We start from the raw sequence: 25,121 nt of genomic DNA, 5'->3' as shown, positions 1-25,121 counted from the left end.
CATCTCTGGGTTTTTTTGTCTTGTAAGGGTAATATCAAAGTAGTAATAAGCATTTAACGATCATAACTTTCTAAGGAGGTTTTTTAATTGGCGAATTTTCCAAACGGCAATATTCTTCATGTAGACCTGACAGAGTCAAAAATCTACAAAACTGTGCTGCATAGTGATACATATAGGCTCTACCCCGGAGGTTCAGCACTGGGGGTATACCTGGCAGCAAAGAATATCAAGCCAGGAATTGACCCTCTGTCTCCGGAAAACTGCCTTGTGTTTTCAGTTTCAGCGCTCACAGGACTTCCAATAAGCGGCATCAGCAGGATGAATGTTACAGCTAAGAGTCCCCTTACAGGAGGGATAGGAGACAGTCAATCGGGAGGTTTTTTTCCAGTCCATCTTAAAGCTAATGGTCTCGATGCGGTCGAAATAGTTGGTAGGGCTAAAAAACCTGTGTATCTTTACATAGATGGAGACAAAGTGGAAATAAAGGATGCTGAAGCTTTATGGGGTAAGGTAACCGGTGAAGCTGAAGCTGTAATCAAACAAGAGCTTGGCAGAGAAGATATTGAGATCGCTCAAATCGGGCCAGGCGGCGAAAACATGGTCAAATTTGCATGTATAATCAGTATGTGCAATAGGGCGAATGGAAGGAATGGAATGGGTGCAGTAATGGGATCAAAAAACCTTAAGGCGATAGTAGTCGCTAAAGGAAAATCAGCAAAGCCATACGATCCTGACAGATTCTATTCACTTTCAAAGAGCGCATCTAAGCTTATTGAAACAAACGGAGATGTTTCTGAACTTGGAAAATATGGAACAGACGGCGGGCTTAAGTCACTAAGTGAGAAAGGCTTTCTTTCAACTAAGAACTGGACATCCGGCAACTTCCCGGAGGGAGCTTCTGAAATCAATGGCATCAATATGTACAACACAGTATTAAAGGAAAGAGATACATGTTTTTCATGTATAGTTAGGTGTAAAAGGGTGGTTGAAATACCTGGCAAGGTCGACCCTGTGTATGGAGGTCCTGAATACGAAACTGCAGCAGCCTTAGGATCTTATTGCGGCGTGACAAGCCTTGAGGATGTATGTATAGCAAACCAGCTCTGTAACATGTACGGACTTGACACGATCTCTTGTGGAGCTACAATAGCATTTGCAATGGAAGCCTTTGAAAAAGGGATAATAGACGAAGCTGTAACAGAAGGGATCGATCTGAGATTCGGCAATGGCAAAGCTGTTAACACCTTAATAGAAAAGATTGCTAAGCTTGAAGGATTTGGTGAAAAACTGGCTCAAGGCAGCTATAGATACGCAGAAAGCCTTGGAGAAGATGCGCTAAAGCTAACTTCTACTGTAAAAAATCAGGAGCTTCCTGCTCACATGCCACAATTCAAGCCTTCTGTTGGATTGATCTATGCAGTTAATCCATTTGGTGCAGATCATCAATCCAGCGAGCATGACACAGTTTTGGTACTCCCTGAGGATAGCCTTGAGAGAAAAAGGCTGGCTAAGCTGGGTATTCTCAATGGGTATAGAGATACGTTCAAAATGGATCACGGCAAGGTAAGATTTGCATACGAGACGCAGAAATTTTTTTCCATGCTTGATTCCCTTTGCTTGTGTCAATTCGTATGGGGAGCTTCTTGGGAATTATTCGGTCCGGATGAGCTCATCGAGCTATGCAAGTCGGGGATCGGATGGGAAGTATCCATCGAAGAACTCCTGGAGATAGGAGAGAGACGAATAAACATGATGAGAGCCTTCAATTCAGCAGAAGGATTCACAAAAGATGATGATAGGCTTCCAGACAAAATGTACATACCATTAAAGGGTGGACCTACTGAGGGTGTAGTGTTAAGTAAATCGGACCATGAATCAGCATTAGAGATGTATTATGAGATGGCTGGATGGGACAAAGCAACAGGTAATCCAACCGATGATACGTTAATGAAAAACTCGCTACAGTGGTTAATTAAGGAGTAATAAGCCTATGAAGATATTACTTAATAATGATCCATTTGAGGTCTCAGAGGGGACAACAATAGAAGATCTGACAGCAATCCTTGGCTATATAGGTTCAGTTGCAGTTTTTGTAAATGACAAGCAACTTTTGATGTCTCAATATAAAGGTTTTGAGGTCTACAATGGTGACAGGATCTTGATAATCAAACCCCTGTGTGGGGGCTGATCGTCAAATAATAACTACCGGCTAAGCCGGTAGTTATTATTTTATTTAAAACATACTTTTGGAGTTGGATTCCGGATTTATTTCTTGAGGCTTGTAATCAATCATAAAATAGGGGCAATTTTTCCAAATATATAATATCATCCCTTTCAGCAGAATCTCCCTCTGCAAGTACAGCTGCTTTGGCTACAACCTCAGCCCCTGCCTTCTCTGCCAATTTCTGCAAAGCCTTTAGCGATTCGCCCGAGGAAATTACGTCATCCAATATAGCTACCCGTTTACCTCTTATCCTCTCAGTATCGTTCTTATCCAAATATAGCCTCTGAATCCTTTGAGTGGTGATCGACTCGACCTCGATCTCTAGGGGATCGTCCATATATGACTTAACTGATTTTCTGGCAACTATATATCTAGGGTGGCCAAGAATCCTGCAAACCTCATTAACAAGTGGAATCCCTTTAGCTTCAGCGGTAATTATGTAGTCGATTTTAGGCAGCCTGTCTGCAATCAAAGGTGCTGCTGCGGTAACCATCTCGCAATCGCCAAGAATAACGAAGCTTGCGATCGATAAGCCTGGCTTGATTTTGATAATGGGTAGTTTCCTTATTAACCCTGCAACTCTCAATTCGTAATATTTCATATTCCCTCCATAAATAAATTTTCGACCTCTACTATATAAAGACTAACACAGTCCAATAGTATCTAAAACAATTTTTTGAAAATAAAAATAAATACTACTTGACTTCATAAAACCCAGACCATATAATCTTATACTATAAACCAATGAAGTGGAGATCAAACCGTTTAAGCACCAATAGAGAGCAGGTGATGCTGGAAATCCTGCGGAAAGCTGATCGGCAAATGGACCACTGAGGGCGAGGTGAAAGATTTATTATTTAAATCGAGTATCTGAGATGTAGGCCGGCATTATCGGCAAGGGATGTGTTGGCATTCCAGAATATTGATCATTCTATCATTTGAGTAGAGTGGTTGATTATAATAATTAAGGTGGTATAGCAGATTTGATCTGTCCTTATTTGGGGACGGATTTTTTGTTTTTTGTTTATACTTGCCTGGTTGCCAATACAAGAATCACATAAAAAGGAGAGATGTAAAGTGAAAAAAGCATTGGTAATGGTTATGGCAGGTATTTTGGGACTAGGTATTCTCACAGGGTGTACAACAAGCGCTGCATCAGAAAATCAAGAGGTTTATAAGGTCAGTATAGTGCAGCCAATGGATCATCCATCTTTGAATCAGATCAGAGATACCATAATTTCGGAGCTAAACGCACAAGGGTTGAGTGAGAAGATAGAAATTTCTTTGCAAAATGCAAATGGAGATATGAATCTACTTCAAACCATCATGCAAAAGCTAGTTGGAGAAGGTGTGGATATGATAGTTCCAATTGCTACTCCATCTGCTCAGGCGGCAATGGCAGCAACAGGTCAGATACCAATAGTATTTTCAGCTGTAAGCAATCCTGTAGAAGCTGGTCTTGTAAAGAGTTTTTCTGAAACAACCGGAAATATTACAGGAGTATCAAATTCAATTCCAGTGGCAGATATTTTTGAGCTTTCAAAGATACTGACTCCTGGAGTGAAAGTATACGGATTTATCTACAACAGCAGTGAAATAAATTCTGTTGCAAGCATAGGAAAGGCCAAATCATATTGCGACGAAAATAATATTACATACAAGGAAGTCTCAATAACAGGTACAGCAGATCTGCAGCAAGCAGTATTATCACTTACTGATGAAGTAGATGCATTCTTTACCCCAAATGACAACACCATTGCCTCAGCCATGGCTACCTATTTTCAAATAGCATCTGATGCAGGTATACCCATCTATGTCGGAGCAGACTCAATGGTCAGGGACGGCGGCTTGGCTACGGTAGGCATAGACTACACTATACTTGGCATACAAACCGCAAATATGATAGCAAGAATAATCGATGGTGAGAAAATATCTGAAAACCCAGTAGAACAAATTGTTGAATATGCCAATATAATAAATTCAGATGTTGCGGACGCTCTTGGGATACAGGTTTCGGAGTCTATAAAAGATAATTTTATTTTTATTTCAAAATAGTGCTTGACTTCACAAAACCCAGCCCATATAATCTAATACTATAAACCAATGAAGTGGAAGTCAAATTGATCAAGCGCCCAAAGAGAGCAGGTGTTGGTGGAAATCCTGCGGAGATGCTGTTCAGTAAATTCCCCACTGAGGGCGAGGCGAAAGATTTGCTTGCAAATCGAGTATCTGAGATGCAGGCCTGCATTAAAGGCAAGGAATGTGTTGGCATTCTAGCGTCATTAATAAATTAAGGTGGTATAGCAGATTCGGTCTGCCCTTATATTAAGGGCAGACTTTTTTGTATATTTTACCTGATGCCAACAAACAAAAATTACAAAAGGAGAGATGTAAGATGAAAAAGATGTTGGCAGTATTATTGGCAGGTATTGTATTATTAGGGGCTTTGACAGGGTGTTCTGCAACAAAAGATCCAGTGGGAAATGAAAAATATAAAATAGGCATAGTCCAACCGTCAGAGCATCCTTCGCTAAACCGCTCAAGGGACTCCATAGTATCTGAGCTGGAAAAGCTGGGAATGGGAGATAAGGTTGAAATTACATTGCATAACGCTAACGGAGACATGAATCTCCTGCAGTCCATAATGCAGAATCTGATGAGCGAAAAAGTAGATATGATAGTAGCGATAGCAACTCCTGCGGCACAGGCTGCTCTATCTGCCACCAGAGACGTTCCAATAGTATTTGCAGCAGTAAGTAATCCAGTTGAAGCAGGTCTGGTAAAGGACCCTACAAAGCCGGACGGCAATATAACCGGGGTTTCAAACTCCATCCCTATTGCAGATATAATTGGTCTTTCTAAAGTGCTTACCCCAAATGTTAAAACCTTGGGATTGATATACAACAGCAGCGAGATCAACTCAGTAGCCAGCATTGAAAAAACAAAGGCCTACTGCGACAAGGAAGGCATAGCCTACAAAGAAGCAGCGATAACCAGTACAGCTGATATACAGCAGGCGGTAGCTTCATTAACCAATCAGGTTGACGCTTACTTTACTCCAAACGACAACATGGTGGCCTCGGCAATGACCATATACTCTCAACTAGCTACAGATGCAGGGAAACCCATATATGTAGGCGCGGATGCAATGGTTTCGGATGGAGGACTTGCAACGGTCGGAATAGATTACAACCTTCTGGGAGAGCAGACCGGTAGAATGATCAGCAGGATAATAAACGGTGAATCTATAGGTGACAATGCTGTTGAAACTGTATCAGAATACGCAAAGATCATAAATGTCAGTATTGCAGATAAGCTGAATATAACTATTCCAACTGAGCTTGAGGGAGAATTCGTAGTAGTCGGGAAGTAGAGAATAGAAAGGAAAATCGAAATGACACTTTTAACCGGATCGATAGAACTTGGCCTAATATACGGAATACTGGCACTTGGAGTATATATAACCTTCAGGATACTGAATATCCCAGACCTGACTGTGGAGGGAAGCTTTGTATTGGGAATGGCCATAACTGCAGTCCTTACCGTTGCAGGACATCCAATGGTAGGGTTAATCGCAGCTATAGTATTAGGAGCGCTGGCAGGTACTGCAACAGGAATCCTTCAGACAAAGCTTATGATAAATCCAATATTGGCGGGAATAATTGTCATGACCGGTCTTTACACAGTAAATATTGGTATAATGGGCGGTAAAGCCAATATGCCAATTCTAGGGAGCGATACGCTTTTTAATACCTTTCTTGACAAAACCATTACCGCAGCATTGTCCGCTCTTATTATTGCAATACTAGTAAGCGTCTTCTTTAAGACGAGGCTGGGTCTGGCAATCAGAGGGACCGGGGACAATGAAGAGATGGTTCGAGCTGCATCGATCAACTCCGACTTTACTAAGTGCTCAGCTCTTGCACTGGGAAATGCACTTGTTGCACTTTCGGGAGGCTTGATTGCCCAGTACCAGCAGTTCGCAGATATAGGGTCAGGCTCTGGAATTGTAGTTATTGGACTTGCTTCAGTAATAATCGGAGAGGTTCTGTTAGGAAAAAGAGGAGTCAGCTTTGGATTGTTTTCTGCAATCGGCGGCTCGATTATATATAGGATAATAATAGCTTTTGCTCTGAAAATAGATCTTTTCCCAGCATACGCATTGAAGCTTATATCAGCCGCTGTGGTAATGGCAGCACTTTCGGGACCTTATTTGAAAAAATCGCTCAAGCATAATTACAGAATCAGGAAAATAGATCAGAAAATCCAGCACAAGAGCAGCTTGGTTAGATCAAACCAGTAGAATGGAGGTTGAGCTCAAATAAAATGCTAAAAATAGAAAATATATTTAAAACTTTTGAAGAAGGAACTGCCATTGAAAAGAAAGCTCTTAAAGGATTGAACCTCCATCTGAGAGAAGGTGACTTCGTAACAGTTGTTGGGTCAAATGGAGCGGGAAAGTCAACGTTATTCAATGCAATAAGCGGCAGATTCCAAATAGATAAAGGCTCGATCTATTTAGACAGAGAAGACATAACAGGATCAGCAGAGTACAAAAGAGCGAGGAGCATTGGTCGCCTTATGCAGGATCCAATGAAGGGAACAGCCCCCACATTGTCAATAATTGAAAATCTTTCGCTGGCCTACAGCAAAAGGTCGAAAGGCTTGTTTGCAGGGCGGAAAGAAGAAGTTAGACACTTTGCCGAGCTCCTTGAGTCTCTTGACCTTGGTCTTGAAGGCAGGATGAATACCCCGGTTGGCAATCTCTCCGGGGGACAAAGACAGGCTGTCACGCTTTTAATGTGTACGATATCTTCACCAAAGCTGCTATTGCTGGATGAACATACAGCAGCCCTAGATCCGGTAAATGCTAAAAAAATAATCGAGGTCACTGAAAGAATAGTCGAAAAATCGAAGCTGACGACTATGATGATAACTCATGACATTCGGGAAGCTCTCAGAGTTGGCAACAGAACCATAGTAATGGATGATGGCGAGATCATCCTGGATCTTGAAGGCGAGGAAAGAAGCAAGTTTACTCTCGAGAAGCTTATGACTTTTTACAAAGGCTCCAGGGGAAACGAGCTTTCTGACGACAGGATATTGTTGTCCTAGTAAGGGAATATGTACACCGGGGATTAATGGCATAAGTTCATAAACCTTTATTTTGTAACATTTATTCCATATTTAATTTCTCGTTTTCTATTGTAGAAGGGGTGTATTTTTGATAATATATTTATCGGTTAGATTATTATCAATATTACCATCAGCAGAGGAAATAAGCCCTCAAAGCTGATAAAAATACAAGCATAACGAAAAGGAGAAGTGGAGATGCCAAAAAGCAGAGCAGTCAGTGCAATAATAATGATCGTGATTTCAGCCTTAGTATTGTTCGCGGGGAATTCCATGATGGGTAAGGGCATGGCAGCAGGACTTGCAGACGGTACATATCAGGGGTTAAGTGATGCAGGAATGCATCCCGGCCTAATAGTAGAGGTAGTAGTAGCAGGCGAGCAGATAACCGAAGTCAAGGTTCTTTCCCACGGAGAGACTCCGGGGATAAGCGACCCTGCAATAGCGGGAATGCCTGCTAACATAATAGCAGCTCAATCAACAGAAATAGATGCAATATCAGGGGCGACAATGACTTCAAACGCTATCAAGGAAGCAGTTGCAAATGCTCTTGCGGCAGAACCGGGGTACAAGGTACCGGTGACATATGCCGACGGAACCTATGAAGGCTCAAGTGACGCAGGAATGCACCCTGGTCTTAAGGTATCAGTAGTAGTAACAGACGGCAAGATCTCGGAAGTAAAGGTCATTGCTCATGATGAGACGCCGGGAATAAGCGATCCTGCTATATCGGGAGTGCCTGCAGCAATAGTCGAGTCAGGCTCACCGGCAGTTGACGTAGTATCAGGAGCTACCTACACGTCGACAGCCATAATAGAAGCAGTTCAAAATGCATTGGCATCTGAACCTGTTGGAGCAGAAGAACCGGCAGATGAACCTGCAGAAGAGATAATACCTGCGGACAGGGTATATGTAGATGGAGTTTATGAGGGCTCAAGCGACGCAGGAATGCACCCAGGTCTTAAGGTTTCAGTTGAAATAGTCGGCGGTAAGATCGCAAGCGTCAAAGTCATAGCACACGAAGAGACAGAAGGTATAAGTGATCCAGCTATATCAGGAATGCCACAAGCAATAGTTGCAGCCAATACACCGAGCGTTGACGTAGTATCAGGAGCAACCTATACATCTATGGCCATAAAGGAAGCTGTTACATTGGCACTTGAAGGAGCAATTGCACCTACAGTATATGTTGACGGAGTATACGAAGGCACGAGTGATGCAGGGATGCATCCGGGACTTAAGGTATCTGTTGAAGTAGTGGGCGGAAAAATTGCAAGTGTTAAGGTAATAGCACACGAGGAAACTGAGGGAATCTCTGATCCTGCGATAGCAGGAGTTCCAGCTGCTATAGTTGAAGCCAACTCACCTGAGGTAGATGGAGTATCGGGAGCAACATATACTTCAATGGCAATAAAGGAAGCCGTAGCATTGGCACTAGAAAACGCAAAATAAATATTTTGTTAAACCTCTGCAGTGAGATAAGCTGCAGAGGTTTTTTATTGCATTAAAATGATCCATATGGTTTAATATTGTTACAGATGGAACGAAATAGAACCGTTGGAACGCTGACAATACCAACAAAAATAATAATGGAATAAAATCGAACCATTTCTGATATTTTCTTGACTAGCAATTGGAGCGAAAATAGCTAAATACAGTCATTTATGAAAGTGGCATGAGAATTGCATACAATATAAGAGGAGGGATCATATGAAAAGCAGAAAAGTAAAGCTGACCTTTACAAAGGACATTCCTCATCTGACGTTTAGGACATTATCCGTGCTTCACGACCACAATGCGCCTATTATCTGGATGGAGGTATACACCTATGTCTGCTATCTAAATATCCACCCAATATCCGACGATGCCTGGGATGCTATAAAGAGGGATCTGTACCAATTGGACAGCTTCGAAAAGGTAGAGGAAATAGATCTTCTGCCCTTTGAAGAAAAGGATACGGAGATGAAAAATGTCATCGACATAATACCTCATGGCGTGGCAGTACTAAGCAGGAGCGGAGATATCAGATACATAAACAACTTTGCAGCTGATAGGGTATTCCACTCGGAAGGGAAGGATATCACCGGAGTCGACATAAGGAAATACCTGACGGAATATGAAGTATTGCTGGAAGGGCTAAAGAAGGACAAAGGGAAAAAGCCCATATCGAAGGAAAGACTTCAAATAGGGAATATGCTCTTTGAAACCAGTCTTCAGTACATAAAGAGCAAGGAGAAGGGACCTACCGGATATTTGGTATCATTCTATGATGCAGACAAAACAAGCGTATTTAGCCGCTACGACAACCCGATTTCCTTTGACGACATCGTCGGTGAAAGCAATAAGATGCTGGATGTCATAAACCAGGGCAAGCTTTATTCCTCATCAGATTCACCGGTTTTAATAACTGGAGAGAGTGGGACTGGAAAAGAGCTCTTTGCAAGAGCGATCCACAACGAGGGTACGAGAAAAGGAAAGCCCTTTATAGCCATCAACTGTGCTGCGCTTCCGGATCAACTTCTGGAAAGCGAGCTATTCGGATATGAGCCGGGTACCTTCACGGGAGGAACTAAGGATGGAAAGGCAGGGATATTTGAAGTAGCTGTGAACGGGACCATCTTCCTCGATGAAATTGGCGAAATGGCACCTCACCTTCAGGCAAAGCTTCTCCGAGTATTACAGGAAAAAAAGGTAAGAAGAGTTGGAGGAACCAGAGAGATACCCATTGATGTAAGGCTTATTTCAGCCACCAATCAAAATATCGATGAGATGGTGAGGAACAAGGAATTCAGGCTGGACCTGTTATTTAGGATCAACATCTTCAATATCTCGATACCGCCCCTAAGGGAGCGTAAAGAGGATATCCCCATACTCATCGAACATTTTTTAAGGATCCATTCAGAAAGGTATGGCAAGTCAATATCTGGCGTTGACCAAAGGGCAGTAAGAAAGCTAATCAACTACAACTGGCCAGGAAACGTAAGAGAGTTTCAAAATGTGCTGGAAAGAGCAGTAGCACTGTCATCGAAGCGAGAAATAACAGAGCAGGACATAATAATCAACTATGATCTCTTGCCTGAAGGTATGGCGACTGGTGCTTCGCTTTCAGAGAATGTAGAGAATCTCGAAAAACGACTTATTGCACAAGCTATTGAAAACACAAAGAGTATCAGGGAAGCAGCAAAAGAGCTCAAAGTTACTCATACGCTGCTTATAAACAGGATGAAAAAGTATGGCATAAGCAAGAGTGGTTAACTATTCACTATTCACTGTTCACTATTAACTATTTACTAATATAAAGGGAGGATACAAATGAACAAGGAAAAAATGAGCAAAATGAATTTCTCAACAAGAGCAGTACACGCAGGGTACCAAAAGAATGAATTTGGCGCACTGGCAACACCTATCTACCAAACATCAACATTTATCTTCGATTCAGCAGAGCAAGGCGGCAGAAGATTTGCGATGGAAGAAGAAGGCTACATATATTCAAGACTTGGAAACCCAACCTGCACTCAGGTTGAAGAGAAGCTTGCAAACCTTGAGAATGCCGAAGCAGCAATCGTTATGTCATCAGGTATGGGAGCTATAACCTCTGTTATTTGGACACAGGTTGGCGGCGGAGACCACATCGTAGCAGCTAAAACTCTTTACGGCTGTACCTTTGCATTCCTTAACCATGGAATATCAAAGTTCAACGTTGAAGTAGATTTTGTTGACACTTCAGATCCTGAGAACGTAAGAAAAGCAATGAAGCCAAATACGAAGGTTGTTTATCTTGAGAGCCCTGCAAATCCTAACATGAATCTTTCTGACCTTGCTGAGATAGCTAAGATCGCTCATGAGGTTGAAGGCTGTATCGTAGTTGTAGACAACACATATTGTACACCATACCTTCAAAGACCTATTGACCTTGGCTGTGATGTAGTTGTTCACTCAGCTACCAAATATCTTAACGGCCACGGAGACGTCATAGCAGGCTTTGCAGTAGGTAAGAAGGAATTCATTGATCAGGTAAGACTAGTTGGCGTAAAAGACATGACTGGAGCTTCAATGAGTCCATTCGATGCATGGTTGATAAACAGAGGAATGAAAACTCTTGATCTAAGAATGGAAAAGCACTGTGCAAACGCACAGATCGTAGCTGAATTCCTTGAGGCACATCCAGCGGTCGATAAAGTTCTCTACCCAGGACTAAAGAGCTTCCCACAATATGAACTTGCTAAGAAGCAAATGATGCTTCCCGGAGCAATGATCGCTTTCGAGCTTAAGGGCGGTTTCGAAGCAGGAAAGACACTTATGAACTCAGTTGAGCTTTGCACCCTTGCAGTAAGCCTTGGTGACACAGAGACGCTTATCCAGCATCCGGCATCAATGACTCACTCACCATACACGCCAGAAGAAAGAGCAGAAGCAGGTATTTCTGAAGGACTTGTAAGACTTTCAATTGGACTTGAACATGCTGATGATATAATAGCAGACCTTAAGCAAGCATTAGATCAAATAATCTAATAAGCATATTTGATTTAGTCGATGGTAGGCGGGGAGTAACTCTCTGCCTACCATTTTAATAATACAGTATTGGGAGGGTAATTTATGGCAAAAAGAATGCAGACTATGGATGGAAATACCGCTGCTGCTCACGTGGCATATGGATTTACTGATATAGCAGCGATATATCCAATAACTCCATCATCAGATATGGCTGAACACGTTGACGAGTGGTCGGCCAACGGCAGGACCAATATATTCGGACAAAAGGTTTTGGTTTCGGAGCTTCAATCTGAGGCAGGTGCAGCAGGAGCTGTCCACGGTGCGTTAACAGCAGGAGCCTTATCATCTACATATACAGCAAGTCAGGGATTGTTATTGATGATTCCAAACATGTATAAAATAGCAGGCGAGTTGCTGCCGGGAGTATTCCACGTAGCTGCCAGAGCACTTTCAACTCATGCCTTGAGCATATTTGGAGATCACCAGGACGTTATGGCCGCAAGACAGACAGGCTTTGCTATGATGGCTTCAGGCAGCGTCCAGGAAGTAATGGATCTTGCGGGAGTTGCACATCTTGCAGCAATAAAATCCAGCGTGCCATTCCTTCATTTCTTCGATGGCTTCAGAACCAGTCATGAGCTTCAAAAGATAGAGGTCCTGGAATACGAAGACCTTGCAAAACTAATAGACAAGGAAGCTCTTGAAGAATTCAGAAACAGCTCGTTGAACCCGGAAAGACCTTTCACAAAGGGGACCGCCCAAAACCCGGACATCTATTTCCAGGGAGCTGAAGCATCGAACCTTCACTACGAAAGAGTTCCTGGGATTGTAGAGGAATACCTGAATGAGATAGGCAAGCTTACAGGCAGAAAATACAGCCTGTTTGACTATATCGGACATCCTGAGGCTGAGAATATAATCGTGGCTATGGGCTCTGTCACAGAGACTATTGAAGAGACGATACATTATCTGCTAAATAAAGGGGAAAAAGTTGGTGCAATAAAGGTAAGGCTTTACAGGCCATTCTCAGCTGATCATTTCCTAAAGGCTTTGCCAGCTTCTGTCAAGACCATTGCCGTACTGGATAGAACTAAGGAAAAGGGTGCTATTGCAGAGCCTTTGCATTTGGACGTCAAGGGAGTGATTTATGACGCTGGATTGGATATTAAGGTGATCGGCGGCAGATATGGTCTTGCATCCAAGGATACTACACCATCACAGATCAACTCAGTATTCGAAAATATGAAGCTTGAAATACCAAAGGATCGCTTTACTATAGGTATAATCGACGATGTCACCAATACATCGCTCGAGATAAAGGAAATCATAAAAACTGAGCCTGCAGGAACAGTAAAATGCAAATTCTGGGGCTTTGGATCCGACGGAACAGTTGGCGCCAACAAACAGGCAATAAAGATAATAGGCGACAACACTGATATGTTTGCGCAGGCATATTTCTCATATGATTCCAAAAAATCAGGTGGTGTTACGGTGTCTCACATAAGATTTGGTGACAAACCAATTAAATCTACCTATCTGATATCAGAGGCTGATTTCGTATCATGCTCCAAACAGTCATATCTAAAGCAATACGACCTGTTAAAAGGACTTAAGAAGGGCGGAACATTCCTTCTCAATACAATTTGGGCAGCCGAGGAGCTTGAAAGCAACCTGCCTGCAAATATTAAAAGATACATTGCAGAAAATGAGATAAAATTCTACACCATTAATGCGACTAAGCTAGCAAACGATATTGGTCTGGGCGGAAGAATCAACATGATCATGCAGGCAGCCTTCTTTAAGCTAGCAGAAATAATCCCGCTGGATGAGGCTAAGAAATACCTTCAGGAATCCATACTGGAAGAATATGGAGCCAAGGGTGACGATATAGTAAAGATGAACTATCTGGCACTTGATAAAGGCTTTGAAGGAATGTCTTTGATCCCAGCACCTGATTCATGGAAAACAGCATCGGATCCTGTTCAGGAGCAGGAGGAGCTTCCTGGATACATCAAGAATATTAAGATACCTATGGACAGATTGGAGGGAGATTCTCTTCCTGTCAGCGCATTCATGGACAGGATCAAAGGAGAAATGCCTGCAGGAACTGCAGCCTATGAGAAACGTGGAGTAGCTGTAAACGTACCTTCATGGACTGCAGCAAACTGTATCCAATGCAACCAATGTTCGCTTGTATGCCCCCATGCTGCAATAAGACCTATCCTGGTAGACTCAAATGAAATGGAGATCAAGCCTGAAGCATTCGATACTATTCCTGCCAATGGAAAGGGACTTGAGGAACTTCAATTCAGGATCCAGGTATCCAGTCTTGATTGTACAGGCTGTGGTAACTGTGCAGAGGTATGTCCATCCAAGGTCAAAGCTCTTGTAATGTCTCCTTTTGAGACGGAAAATGAGGTCCAGTCTGAGAATTGGAGATTCGCAATAGCAGTAAAGAACAAAGACGAAATGATGGACAAGTACACAATAAAAGGAAGCCAATTTAGACAGCCAATGCTTCAGTTCTCGGGAGCTTGCGCAGGTTGCGGTGAAACTCCTTATGCAAAATTGATAACACAGCTTTACGGGGACAGAATGCTTATAGCCAACGCATCGGGGTGCTCCTCAATATGGGGCGGTTCATCACCTTCATCAAGCTTCTGCCCGAACCAGGAAGGCAAGGGACCGGGCTGGGCAAGCTCGTTGTTCGAAGACAACGCTGAGTACGGCTATGGAATGGCACTTGCAAACAGAAAGATCAGAGAAAAGCTGATGCTATTAATGCAGGACTTCCTTGCACTGGAGCTGGATTCAGAGCTGAATGAGATTTTCAAGAACTGGATAGCGACAATGGAGGATCCGGATGCTTCGAAGCTTGCTTCATACAGGATAATATCCAAGGCAGGAACAGTTACAGGTAATGATAAGGCTGACGATATCCTGGCAGAAATATTCAGCAGAAAAGATTATCTGACTAAAAAATCCGTATGGGTATTTGGCGGGGACGGATGGGCTTACGACATCGGCTATGGTGGACTGGACCACGTTTTAGCTTCAGGAGAAAACATCAACATCCTGGTAATGGATACTGAGGTTTACTCCAACACCGGCGGACAATCGTCCAAATCGACGCCTACAGGTGCAGTAGCTAAATTTGCCGCTTCTGGCAAAAAGCTGAGGAAGAAAGACCTGGGTATGATCGCTGCCAGCTACGGCTACGTTTATGTAGCCCAGATAGCACTCGGTGCTAATATGAACCAGGCTCTCAAGGCAATAAAGGAAGCAGAAAGCTACGATGGACCATCGCTTGTAATCGCGTATTCACCTTGTATAAATCATGGAATAAGAACAGGTATGGGAACAACCATAAGACAAGAGGAAAAGGCGGTTAAAGCGGGATACTGGCATCTTTACAGATTCGATCCAAGATTGAAGGATATGGGTAAAAATCCATTCCAATTGGATTCCAAGGAACCTACAGAATCCTTCCAGGACTTCTTAAGCTCAGAGATAAGATACACTTCTTTGCAGAAGACATTCCCGGAAATAGCTGAAGTGCTGTTTGCTGAAGCAGAAAAGGATGCCAAAGAGAAGTATCAGAAGTACGCTGAAATGGCGAAATAGGAATAAGCCGGGATGGGAAACCATCTCGGTATTTTTTTGTCAAATTAAGTGCCAAATAATGCCGTATACTTTGATAATTGCAAAAAAAGGGTATATGATTATAATAAATCGTCGCATACCGTTTACCCATTAAGGAGGTAATAGAAAATGTCAAATTATAAAACGCGGCGGATACTATCATACATACTTATCCTTGCGATAACTCTAAGTTCAGGCCCAGGCTACATAGCTATGGGTGAAAGCCTATACACAAAAGCATCCTCCTGGGCACAGCCTGAGATACAGAAAGCTTCAGACAACGGGCTTCTTCCGGCGATGCTTAAGGGAACTGATATGACAAAGCCCGCCACCCGTGAGGAGCTTTGCGAGCTGGCAGTGCTTCTCTACGAAAAGCTTGGTAAAAAGACCCTGACGCCGACATCTCCAAATCCATTCACAGACACTAGGAATACCAATATTCTAAAGGCATACAGCATCGGTATCACAACCGGTACTACCCCGACGACCTTCTCTCCTGCTCAGACAACAACGAGGGAGCAGGTGGCGACCATGTTTGGAAGAGCCATTAAAGGACTATTTCCGAGCCTAGATTATTCTCATACTGCTGACCCTGTTTTTAAGGACCAGGCACTTATAGCAAACTATGCTATAGACCACGTCTTGTTTATGAATAAGGAAGGTATAATAAAAGGTTCCGACGGTAATTTTATGCCTAGGCCAATAACCGAAGATAATAAAAGGACCGGATATGGAACTACCACAAGGGAACAAGCAATTGCAATCTCAGTAAGGATATTCACCAACTACTCAGATGCACCGGTTGACCCGCAAGCAGGAATGAGCAGTAAAGAAAGACTTGCTCTTTCGTTTATTGCAGGAACCCCAACATTCCATACTGACAAACAAAAATTTGATCTTATAGATTTTGAAAAAAGAGTATTCAGGCCGACGTATTATCCAAAGCTGACTCTAAAAGCAGGAGACCCTCTGACTTCAGCTGGATCAAGGACCTTCGGTACAGGACAGTTTGCTGCAATAATTGACAGTGCAGGCTCTAAAATACATCCGTTCCAAATATCTCTGCCGCCTGATATTCTAAATCAAACCAGTCAAATAGTATGGCAGGTATCGAGAATACCATTTGATGGAGCTCCCACAGGCTTCTTTGCAAGAAAACAGCCTGGCATAGTACTTTCAGGTACGCTTCCTAAAACTTCAACAAGCTTTAATATCGACTTTGGGAAGATAGACAACAGCATTTTGCCATTGATCAAACCGATAAACTTATTCGGAAGCAACACGGAGCTTGCCTCACTTAATTTTCCGATTTTCAATCCTCCTGATATCGATTTTCCTGATATTGATTTGCCCGGCATGGGATACGACTTCAACGACCTGCTTATAACAGGTGAGGATAAAGTGACGGGCCCAGTCACTTACTACGTCAGAGCGTACCCGGTCGACGGCCTTGGTAAAAGTATTGGCGACACAGGCACCGGGCTCCCGGTACTGTACGGAGAACAACTTGCAGGTAGAGTAAACCTATTGCAGTCAGCATTGCTAAATACTTTCAAGCTTAAGGCTGCTTATAGACCAGGGGATGTATCCTACGGCAAGGAGTTTGCTAATACCTTCTCAGATTCCAGCGAAGTTGGCTTTGGATCACAGGATGCTAAAAGGTATTCTTTCCTGCCTGTAGATATTCCACAAGCAACTCAGAAGCTGATACTGCAGGTTATGCTTACAAAGCCTTCAACTGATTATGATGATTGGAAAGACCCGGCAGGCTTGGTGTTTGAGAAGACGTATATGCCGGACGATCCTAAGTTCATCGCCTTGAAAGGTACTAATCCATACGGCCTGGAGGTAGATTTCTCCAGTTTGATCCCACCGATTGAAGATCTGGGTGGAGAGAAGCTTCCTTATTATGTAAGAGCAGTAGCCCTGATGAAGGGTGGACAGCCTGGGACCGCAGTTGCACGATATACTAACCATATAACAGTCAGTTACGGTGATACTGGACAGATCAAGTTTCTTGAACACGTACAGATAGATCCAAAAATACCGAAGGTCGTATCTGTAAGCTTCCAGCCCATTAAGTGGGAAGAAGCAAATTGGGCTATGCACTATGTAGTTATGGAGCAGCCAACCTATAAGGACGTTTTCGGAGATATGGGCGGAATGTTAGGTTCATTGGCAGATAAACCCTATGAACCCTACAAGGTTGGTACTAAGCTTGATTTCACCCCTCAGCCTGAAGAGAAATCATGGTGGGAAGAGGCATGGGATGCAATCAGTGAATTTGTTTCAAATGTAGTTGAGCTCGTAAAAAGCGTTGTTAACTGGGTAAGCTCTACCTTCGACAAAATCAAGTCAGGGCTGATAAGCGCTGTCTTATCCATAATAGATTTACCTGAGCCGTATAACTCTGCCTTGAAAACAGCTTTAACGGCTTTAGTAGATTATGGTCTGGCTTCTATAGGAATACCGCCCTCACTGCCTAACTTTGACGATTTAGCCAATATGGGTGTAGACTATCTTGCGACAGTAGCCATGGAGCAGGCAGGTGTACCTGCAGAAGATTTTATCAAAGAAGGAGTCAAGGACCTGGCAGAAGGAATTGGGGAAGAAATCAAAACTTCCACTAAAGGGGGAGGACAGCCGAATCCTCTTGATTGGGACTTTGTGAAATTTGACCCGGATTACCTTTACAGACCTGCTTATATTCTAGTGAAGATAAAAAACACATACAATGACCCTACACCTAAAGGCAGATTGTTCTTTAGAGCAGACAAACAGCTTGATTCAGGGCTTATGGGCAAGGACCAGGCAACTTCATTTATTATCTCAGCAACAGGATCAACCTATATACAGGTATACAAGCCGATATATGGCTTAGAAATACCGCAGCTGGCACCAGGTCAGGAGATAACCATACCCTTGATCCTTGAGGAATACATTGGAGCCCCTCTTTACAACGGCGGTCCAAATATAACTAAGAGCGTCTTCAGTCAAATGTACTATAATGTAGGGAAATATGATTTCTACGTAAATTTGGAATATGACCTTCCTCCGATCCAGGAGGCCATCGAAGAAGGTGGTTACACTCAAGAGGCAATCTACTCCTACAGCACTACAGGAACCTATATCACATTCCAGACTGAGCCATATGTAGCAAAATAGAATGAACTTACAATATGGGCAGGAAGATCAAAGCTTCCTGCTTTTTATTTTGCCAATATATCGAAGAGTTCTGGCGTCATAAAATCTTTTGAAGTATAATAATCCTAATATGGCAAAGTAATAAAGCGATATAGCAGAACTCATACTAAAGACTGCGGAGGGAGATGATATAGTGAGGATAAAAAATAAAACTGCATTCATAACAGGGGCTGCATCTGGCATAGGAAGAACTACGGCCTTAAGGCTTGCAGATGAAGGGGCATCGATATATGCATTGGATATCGATGAGATTGGGCTAAAAAGCCTTATTTCTGAAATACATGGGAATAAAGGAACAGCGGAATTCTTCAAATGCGACGTATCTGATGAGAGCTCAGTCAGAGCAGCGGTCACAAATGCCATAAAGCTATATGGGAAAATAGACATACTTGTAAATGTCGCAGGGATCCAGATTACAAAATCCCTTGTAAATACAAGCTGGGAGGACTACAAAAAAATGATGGACATAAACATGGGGGGGACCTTCCTTACCATGAACATCATACTTCCCATCATGAAAGAGGCAGGGAGTGGTGCGGTAGTTAATGTTGCTTCTGAGCTTGCAATAGTTGGATACCCTGAACTGGCTGCATACACTGCAACAAAGGGTGCAATGGTAGCAATGTCAAGATCTGCATCTCTTGAGGCAATAAAATACGGGGTCAGGATCAACTGTGTCTGCCCGGGAGCAACTGATACTCCTATATTCTGGGAGGGAGAAACAGATCTCATCAAGATGCAGAAGATGCTGGATCAGGTAGCAATGGAGAAACCGATCGGAAGGCTTATAACAACGGATGAGGTGGCAAACGGCATAGTATTCCTTGCTTCGGACGAAGCATCTGGAGTAGTAGGAACTTGTCTTGTCATCGATGGTGGCTTTACGGCACAATAATAATTGGAGGGGAAATAATGGACAGAGAAGTTTTGTACGAAGTAAGAGGACCAAAAAATATAACTGAAATGACGGCAACTGAGCTGGAAGGAAGACTAAAGGAAACCGATATGATAGTTTTTTCCTTTGGTGCCATTGAAAACCATGGGAAACATCTTCCCTTAGGTTGCGATTCATTCCAGGGAAATACTCTGGTAAAAAGGGTTGCGGAGAAATTAGCTGAAAAAGGAATGCCTGCCGTGCCCGGATTTGCATTTCCATTTGGCGTTCAGACCAATCAGTTTGAACGAACTGAGAACTTTGGAAACTGCTACGTAAGCCAGAGCACACTTATTCAGATGACAAAGGAAATAGTGATATCACTTTCAAAGAGCGGATTCAAGAAATTCATATTCTGCGTGAGCCATGCCGAGAATCTTGCTTCAATGCATGTGGCTGCCAAGGATCTGGCTGAAGAAAATTGCCTGATATGCCTGGTAGTCAATTGGATACCTCCAATGAACGACGAGTGGCCAAAGTTCCTGGTAAATCCTGAACACCAGGGGCATGGAGGAGAGGATGAAACGTCCTGTACAATGGTAGCTGTGCCTAAGCTTGTAAACCTTGATGATCTTCCGGGATGGTACCCGCCTGAATACGAAATGAAGGTAAAGATGGATGGGCTGGAGTACTATGGCGGAGCTGTTGGGATTTATTCCCCTCTTGGCACCTCACAATGCCCTGGCTACGTAGGCAACCCTGCGGATGCAACTATTGAAGCTGGTGAAAAGTGCTATGAGCTCTACTCTGAATGGATATCGCAGGTAGTTAAGAAATACCTTGGATAAGGAGGGTACCATGGAGGAGCTAAAAGCAAAAAAAGTAAAGCTTGGTCCTTTGACCGTATCCCAAGTCTGCTTTGGAACTGAGCATATCAACCAAACCATACCTGAGTATGGCGGAGATATACTAGTCGATGCTGCTAAGCTTCATGGAGTCTTTTTCTGGGATACTGACAATGCCTATGGAAGTCAGACCCAGGTTGCAGCAGCCCTAAAGAAGATAGAGAGAGAAGAAGTAGTGATATGCTCAAAGACCTACGGCAGGACCTGGGAGGAAGCGGAGTTCGACCTTGAAAGAACCCTCACAGAGCTTGATACAAGTTATCTAGATATTTATCTGTTGCACGAGGTTCCAGCCTGGACCCTTGATAAAAAGAAAAGCGCACTAAATTATTTAATAAAAGCCAAAAAAGAAGGGAAAGTTAAGGCCATAGGGCTATCAACCCATTCCGCATCCATCATAAGCGAAGCTGCCGATATCCCTGAGATTGAGATAGTCTGCGCCCCCTTCAACAGAGAAGGCTCAAGGATCGAGGAAGGCGGCCTCGATGCTATGAAAATAGCTATGAAGAAGGCTCATGACACCGGAAAGGGAGTATACGGGATCAAGGTCCTTGGAAAGGGCGAATTGACCTATGACATAGAGGGTGCGTTAAAGTGGGCGATGAGTCATGACTTCATCGATGTTTATAATCTTGGAGTGGCTAATCTTTCAGAGCTTAGGCAGAACCTCAATGCAGTCAATTTAATTTCTGAAGGGAGTGATAGTTCAAAATGAAGACCACGATAAAAAATGGGCTGGTAATAACCTTCATAAACGAGGGCTATCACTCGATCAAGATGAAATATGCAGATATACTTATCGAGGATGGGCGATTCGCTAAAATAAGTGAGTCTCTTCCTGAGGAGGGAGAGGTGATCGATGCTGCGGGGAAATGGATACTTCCAGGCTTTATAAATGTTGGCTCAAGTATAGCAGCATCTGTGCTAACCCAAGGACTTATTCCTGACTACAAAAGACACAACTGGCAAGGTTCTTTGGTCTACTCAAGAGTAAATCCAATTATGGATCTGGCTGAAGAACAGCTGGATGAGCAAGATAAATACTCTGTCATGAAATATGGAATGCTAAGGGCTTTGTCCTCAGGGGCTTCATATATTGTCGATATGAACAGACCTTCCTTTGTAAAAGCTGCCAGTAAGGCTGCAGAGGATCTGGGAATAAGGTCAAAAATCATATCTATGAATACTTCATGCGGCTTTCCACAGGCTTCCCATGAAGGCCTTCTCGACTGCAAATTTCCTGAAGGTGGAGCATTAAGAGGTGACTCATCTGAAATTAAGGGCTTATACTCAATAGAGACGACCTCTGATGAACTATGGGAGGAGTTCAGAGGCTTGAGGGATAATGACCCGCTTGTTCTATATGGTGCTTACAGCAACTACGAAAAGCAGTTAAGCTGGATAAGGTACGGGAAATCACCTATCGCGAAGATTAACGACAGCGAAGCCCTTTCTAATAAAACAGTGCTTTTACAAAGCCTTTTTACTGACTACTTCGACAGGGAGCGGCTTAGGACGGCAAGCTCCAGTGTATCCATATGTCCTTCAGACTCAATACACGACGGGATCCACCCTCCGATAGTCACTCTACTTAAGCAGGACATAAATATCTCAATATGTACCGGCATAACAGGCCATTCAATGCTTGAGGAGATGAAGCTCGCTGCCTTTGGCTCAAAGCTTGATACAGGATCAGCATCGCAGTTCCAGGCATCAGATGCCTTCTATGCTGCAACAGTCGCAGGATCAAGAGCTATTGGCGAACCGGATACAGGGAGGATCGATATAGGTTTTCATGGGGATCTATTGATCTTAGATCCAAAGAGATATACACCTGCAAATTACCCACTGATCTCCTTGATTTATAAAGGCGAATCCAGAGATATTGAAAAGGTAATTATTGGAGGCAAGACTGTATTTGACTATGATACTCATAGCGAAGAGATTACAATGCTGGGAACGAAAGTCCAGAAAATCGCCGAAAGAATTTGGGCTTCTGCAAGGAAAAATATTCTATGAAAACCTTTTCTATGATAATGTGATATTGCATTAAATTCAATATGGTAGTATAATACTCAGCATATAGTCCAAAAAGGAGGTCTTAATCTTGATTTATCAGTACATCAAGAGCCAGCGGAAGTTTGGTTTTCTTAAAGAGAACAAGGCTTCCAAATACACCAGGTGTTCCTCTCTGAACTAAATATTATAAAAAACCAGGGAGGAATAAAAATGAAAAAAGCATTGTCCGTACTACTTATATTATTACTTACAGTATCTGCATTGACCGCATGTGCACCTAAAGCTGAACCTGCACCTGCTCCTCAGCCGGCAGAGCCTGTATCAGAAACGCCAAACATAGACAGAATCAAGGAAGCGGGAGTACTTATTTTAGGAACAGAATCAACCTATCCACCATTCCAGTTCATAGTTATAGAGGGCGGAAAATCAGTTGGTGTCGGTCTTGACGTTGACCTGGGTAAGCTTATTGCTGATAAGATAGGGGTAGATTTCAAGACATCTGAGATGGCATTCGACTCACTTATACCTTCATTACAGGCCGGAACCATAGACATAGCAGGCTCAATGACTCCTACTGATGAAAGAAAGCTAGTGATTGATTTTTCTGAGCTTTACTACGAGTCAACAAACACCTTTATAGTACTTAAAGAAAATGCAGCTGCATTTGGAACAAAGGAAAGCTTCAGCGGTAAAACCATAGGAGCGCAGATGGGAACAGTCCAGAACAGCTTAGTGGTTGAGGAGTTTACAGATTCAAAAAACCTCATATTACCAAAAGTCAGCACCCTGATCCAGGAACTAAAGACAGGAAATATTGATGCAATATGCGTTGAAGCACCGGTTGCAGACTGCTATGTATCCGCAATGCCTGATCAACTGGCGATCGCAGAATTTTCTGTACCTGACGCCGGCGGTGGAGTAGCAATTACAATGGCAAAAGGAGCAGAAGACCTCGCAGCAGTTGTTAATGAAGTGCTTTTAGAGGCTATGGCTGATGGGACAGTAGAAAAGCTATACGACCACAATATTGAACTGGCTAAGGACCAAATAGTAAACGACTAATAAAAGAAAATCCATGCGGACCGATCGATTCCCGGTCCGCTTGTTCTTATTCAATCTAGGGGGACACCAATGGAACTAAATTTTTCATATCTTTCCAAGTATTTTCCGATGTTTATTAACGGCTCCAAAACTACTCTCATACTCTCCCTGACAACAGTTGTCATAGGTATGTTCTTTGGGGTCATACTTGCTGTGATGAGACTTTCAAAGTTCCATCCGCTTTCTTTTCTCTCAAAGAAGAAGGGTAGAAACGCTCCTTTCTATGCGAAAATCAATCCTATAAGCTTTATATCTGCAGCTTATGTTGAGTTTGTTAGAGGAACGCCACTTCTTGTTCAGATATTCTTTGTTTTCTATGCACTGCCTCAGATGGGGTTCAGGATACCCAACATATCGGGACTTGGTTTTGACTTCCCCAGGTTTGCTTCAGGCATTCTGGCCTTAGGACTTAACTCAGCTGCTTATATAGCTGAGATAGTAAGGGCAGGAATACAAGCAGTCGATCCGGGGCAAACTGAGGCAGCTTTATCCCTTGGAATGAACAAATGGCAGACTATGAAAAATGTCGTTCTTCCACAAGCAATCAAAAATATATTGCCTGCTCTCGGTAATGAGTTTGTAACGCTTATTAAAGAATCCTCCATCGTTATGGTAATAGGTATAACAGAGTTGATGTTCAATACCTCCCAGGTATACAGCAGCTCCTATAGATACTTCGAGTCACTTATAGTAGCTGCATTGATCTACTTTACTATGACCTTCACCACATCTAGACTGATCGGAGTTCTGGAAGGGAGGATGAGAGCAAGTGAAAGATAATAAATCCAGTACTCCCATAATCGAAGTAAAAGAGCTGACCATGAGCTTTTCAAAGGAGGATGTACTTAAGGGAATAAACTTGACCATTGAAAAAGGCGAAGTGGTAGTAATAATCGGAGCAAGCGGCGCAGGGAAATCAACTCTTTTAAGATGTTTGAACAGACTTGAAACCCCAACAGGAGGAGACATCCTCTTCCATGGAGAATCGTTAGTTAGCGCAGGACATAATCTGTATAAGCTGAGAGAGAAGATGGGCATGGTATTCCAGCAATTCAATCTTTTCAACAACAAAAATGTACTGGATAATATAACCTTGGCACCGATGACAGTAAAAAAGATGAGCAGGGAAGAAGCAGAAGCGCAGGCGATGAAGCTGCTGGAAAGAGTTGGATTGACCGACAAGGCGAAAGCCTACCCATCCCAGCTATCAGGTGGCCAAAGACAGAGGATCGCTATTGTAAGGGCTCTTGCAATGAATCCTGACGTAATGCTCTTTGATGAGCCCACCTCAGCTCTCGATCCTGAAATGGTAGGGGAGGTTCTTGACGTTATGAAGACCTTGGCCGAATCTGGGATGACGATGGTAGTGGTTTCTCATGAAATGGGATTTGCGAAGCAGGTGGCAAATAGAATAATTTTCATGAACGACGGAGTTATCGCCGAGGATGGGACTCCTGAGGAAATATTCAACAATCCTAAAAACGAAAGATTAAAGGACTTTTTAAGTAAAGTACTTATATAAAAA

The 25,121-nt window shown here is 42.9% G+C and carries 20 protein-coding genes; 19 read left to right on the top strand and 1 reads right to left on the bottom strand.

Annotated features, from left to right (window positions below; all coding sequences use genetic code 11):
- The first annotated feature begins 87 nt into the window (after positions 1 to 87).
- Positions 88 to 1,983, top strand: coding sequence for an aldehyde ferredoxin oxidoreductase family protein (locus tag AC4PHB_RS07500; RefSeq protein ID WP_492135831.1), 1,896 nt, complete (start codon positions 88 to 90; stop codon positions 1,981 to 1,983).
- Positions 1,984 to 1,990: 7 nt separating this feature from the next.
- Positions 1,991 to 2,188: a sulfur carrier protein ThiS gene (gene thiS, locus AC4PHB_RS07495; RefSeq protein ID WP_492135830.1), complete on the top strand. Its 198-nt coding sequence runs from the start codon at positions 1,991 to 1,993 to the stop codon at positions 2,186 to 2,188.
- 97 nt (positions 2,189 to 2,285) lie between these two features.
- Here the strand turns inward: thiS and AC4PHB_RS07490 are convergent, their stop codons facing one another.
- The gene (locus tag AC4PHB_RS07490; protein WP_492135829.1) at positions 2,286 to 2,825 is read right to left on the bottom strand and encodes a phosphoribosyltransferase family protein; all 540 of its coding nucleotides are present in this window, start codon (positions 2,823 to 2,825) and stop codon (positions 2,286 to 2,288) included.
- 476 nt (positions 2,826 to 3,301) lie between these two features.
- On the opposite strand from AC4PHB_RS07490, the gene AC4PHB_RS07485 reads away from it, so the two are divergent.
- The 17 genes from AC4PHB_RS07485 to AC4PHB_RS07405 all read left to right on the top strand — a co-directional run bounded on the left by AC4PHB_RS07485 (position 3,302) and on the right by AC4PHB_RS07405 (position 25,118).
- Entirely contained in the window at positions 3,302 to 4,279 is a 978-nt protein-coding gene (locus AC4PHB_RS07485) for an ABC transporter substrate binding protein (protein ID WP_492135828.1), read from the top strand.
- Between the two features lie 53 nt (positions 4,280 to 4,332).
- On the top strand, positions 4,333 to 4,518 hold the full coding sequence (locus AC4PHB_RS07480) for a hypothetical protein (RefSeq protein WP_492135827.1): 186 nt from the start codon (positions 4,333 to 4,335) through the stop codon (positions 4,516 to 4,518).
- 101 nt (positions 4,519 to 4,619) lie between these two features.
- Positions 4,620 to 5,597: an ABC transporter substrate-binding protein gene (locus tag AC4PHB_RS07475; protein WP_492135826.1), complete on the top strand. Its 978-nt coding sequence runs from the start codon at positions 4,620 to 4,622 to the stop codon at positions 5,595 to 5,597.
- Between the two features lie 21 nt (positions 5,598 to 5,618).
- Positions 5,619 to 6,527, top strand: coding sequence for an ABC transporter permease (locus tag AC4PHB_RS07470; RefSeq protein WP_492135825.1), 909 nt, complete (start codon positions 5,619 to 5,621; stop codon positions 6,525 to 6,527).
- A gap of 23 nt (positions 6,528 to 6,550) precedes the next feature.
- Positions 6,551 to 7,339 (top strand): ABC transporter ATP-binding protein, encoded by a 789-nt coding sequence (locus AC4PHB_RS07465; RefSeq protein ID WP_492135824.1) that lies wholly within the window; start codon positions 6,551 to 6,553, stop codon positions 7,337 to 7,339.
- 216 nt (positions 7,340 to 7,555) lie between these two features.
- A complete protein-coding gene (locus tag AC4PHB_RS07460) occupies positions 7,556 to 8,809 on the top strand; it encodes an FMN-binding protein (protein ID WP_492135823.1) in 1,254 nt (417 codons plus the stop codon).
- 258 nt (positions 8,810 to 9,067) lie between these two features.
- Positions 9,068 to 10,612, top strand: coding sequence for a sigma-54 interaction domain-containing protein (locus AC4PHB_RS07455; protein WP_492135822.1), 1,545 nt, complete (start codon positions 9,068 to 9,070; stop codon positions 10,610 to 10,612).
- 57 nt (positions 10,613 to 10,669) lie between these two features.
- On the top strand, positions 10,670 to 11,869 hold the full coding sequence (gene megL / locus AC4PHB_RS07450; protein WP_492135821.1) for a methionine gamma-lyase: 1,200 nt from the start codon (positions 10,670 to 10,672) through the stop codon (positions 11,867 to 11,869).
- Positions 11,870 to 11,953: 84 nt separating this feature from the next.
- Positions 11,954 to 15,475 carry a pyruvate:ferredoxin (flavodoxin) oxidoreductase gene (gene nifJ, locus AC4PHB_RS07445; RefSeq protein ID WP_492135820.1) on the top strand — a complete coding sequence of 1,174 codons (3,522 nt, stop codon included), beginning with the start codon at positions 11,954 to 11,956 and terminating at the stop codon, positions 15,473 to 15,475.
- A 147-nt stretch (positions 15,476 to 15,622) separates the two neighbouring features.
- On the top strand, positions 15,623 to 18,658 hold the full coding sequence (locus AC4PHB_RS07440) for an S-layer homology domain-containing protein (RefSeq protein WP_492135819.1): 3,036 nt from the start codon (positions 15,623 to 15,625) through the stop codon (positions 18,656 to 18,658).
- 172 nt (positions 18,659 to 18,830) lie between these two features.
- Entirely contained in the window at positions 18,831 to 19,592 is a 762-nt protein-coding gene (locus AC4PHB_RS07435) for an SDR family NAD(P)-dependent oxidoreductase (RefSeq protein ID WP_492135818.1), read from the top strand.
- 17 nt (positions 19,593 to 19,609) lie between these two features.
- Positions 19,610 to 20,419: a creatininase family protein gene (locus AC4PHB_RS07430; protein WP_492135817.1), complete on the top strand. Its 810-nt coding sequence runs from the start codon at positions 19,610 to 19,612 to the stop codon at positions 20,417 to 20,419.
- 10 nt (positions 20,420 to 20,429) lie between these two features.
- On the top strand, positions 20,430 to 21,191 hold the full coding sequence (locus AC4PHB_RS07425) for an aldo/keto reductase (RefSeq protein ID WP_492135816.1): 762 nt from the start codon (positions 20,430 to 20,432) through the stop codon (positions 21,189 to 21,191).
- Positions 21,188 to 22,495: an amidohydrolase family protein gene (locus AC4PHB_RS07420; RefSeq protein WP_492135815.1), complete on the top strand. Its 1,308-nt coding sequence runs from the start codon at positions 21,188 to 21,190 to the stop codon at positions 22,493 to 22,495. The genes AC4PHB_RS07425 and AC4PHB_RS07420 overlap by 4 nt, the downstream gene beginning before the upstream one ends.
- 210 nt (positions 22,496 to 22,705) lie before the next feature.
- Positions 22,706 to 23,557, top strand: coding sequence for a transporter substrate-binding domain-containing protein (locus AC4PHB_RS07415; protein ID WP_492135814.1), 852 nt, complete (start codon positions 22,706 to 22,708; stop codon positions 23,555 to 23,557).
- A gap of 69 nt (positions 23,558 to 23,626) precedes the next feature.
- The gene (locus AC4PHB_RS07410; protein WP_492135813.1) at positions 23,627 to 24,376 is read left to right on the top strand and encodes an amino acid ABC transporter permease; all 750 of its coding nucleotides are present in this window, start codon (positions 23,627 to 23,629) and stop codon (positions 24,374 to 24,376) included.
- A gap of 16 nt (positions 24,377 to 24,392) precedes the next feature.
- Positions 24,393 to 25,118, top strand: a complete 726-nt coding sequence (locus tag AC4PHB_RS07405; RefSeq protein ID WP_492137756.1) for an amino acid ABC transporter ATP-binding protein — start codon at positions 24,393 to 24,395, stop codon at positions 25,116 to 25,118.
- The last annotated feature ends 3 nt before the right edge of the window (positions 25,119 to 25,121 follow it).

Source organism: Gudongella sp. QWL-04 (assembly GCF_058683975.1).
Note: the sequence above shows the minus strand (reverse complement) of the source record. Positions and strands in the feature narration are given on the sequence as shown.

Bases quoted from the DNA above. Each gene is read 5' to 3' on its own strand.
- thiS (WP_492135830.1), top strand. From the start codon at position 1,991: ATGAAGATATTACTTAATAATGATCCATTTGAGGTCTCAGAGGGGACA.
- AC4PHB_RS07490 (WP_492135829.1), bottom strand. From the start codon at position 2,825: ATGAAATATTACGAATTGAGAGTTGCAGGGTTAATAAGGAAACTACCC.
- AC4PHB_RS07475 (WP_492135826.1), top strand. From the start codon at position 4,620: ATGAAAAAGATGTTGGCAGTATTATTGGCAGGTATTGTATTATTAGGG.
- AC4PHB_RS07470 (WP_492135825.1), top strand. From the start codon at position 5,619: ATGACACTTTTAACCGGATCGATAGAACTTGGCCTAATATACGGAATA.
- AC4PHB_RS07465 (WP_492135824.1), top strand. From the start codon at position 6,551: ATGCTAAAAATAGAAAATATATTTAAAACTTTTGAAGAAGGAACTGCC.
- AC4PHB_RS07460 (WP_492135823.1), top strand. From the start codon at position 7,556: ATGCCAAAAAGCAGAGCAGTCAGTGCAATAATAATGATCGTGATTTCA.
- AC4PHB_RS07455 (WP_492135822.1), top strand. From the start codon at position 9,068: ATGAAAAGCAGAAAAGTAAAGCTGACCTTTACAAAGGACATTCCTCAT.
- megL (WP_492135821.1), top strand. From the start codon at position 10,670: ATGAACAAGGAAAAAATGAGCAAAATGAATTTCTCAACAAGAGCAGTA.
- nifJ (WP_492135820.1), top strand. From the start codon at position 11,954: ATGGCAAAAAGAATGCAGACTATGGATGGAAATACCGCTGCTGCTCAC.
- AC4PHB_RS07440 (WP_492135819.1), top strand. From the start codon at position 15,623: ATGTCAAATTATAAAACGCGGCGGATACTATCATACATACTTATCCTT.
- AC4PHB_RS07430 (WP_492135817.1), top strand. From the start codon at position 19,610: ATGGACAGAGAAGTTTTGTACGAAGTAAGAGGACCAAAAAATATAACT.
- AC4PHB_RS07425 (WP_492135816.1), top strand. From the start codon at position 20,430: ATGGAGGAGCTAAAAGCAAAAAAAGTAAAGCTTGGTCCTTTGACCGTA.
- AC4PHB_RS07420 (WP_492135815.1), top strand. From the start codon at position 21,188: ATGAAGACCACGATAAAAAATGGGCTGGTAATAACCTTCATAAACGAG.
- AC4PHB_RS07415 (WP_492135814.1), top strand. From the start codon at position 22,706: ATGAAAAAAGCATTGTCCGTACTACTTATATTATTACTTACAGTATCT.
- AC4PHB_RS07410 (WP_492135813.1), top strand. From the start codon at position 23,627: ATGGAACTAAATTTTTCATATCTTTCCAAGTATTTTCCGATGTTTATT.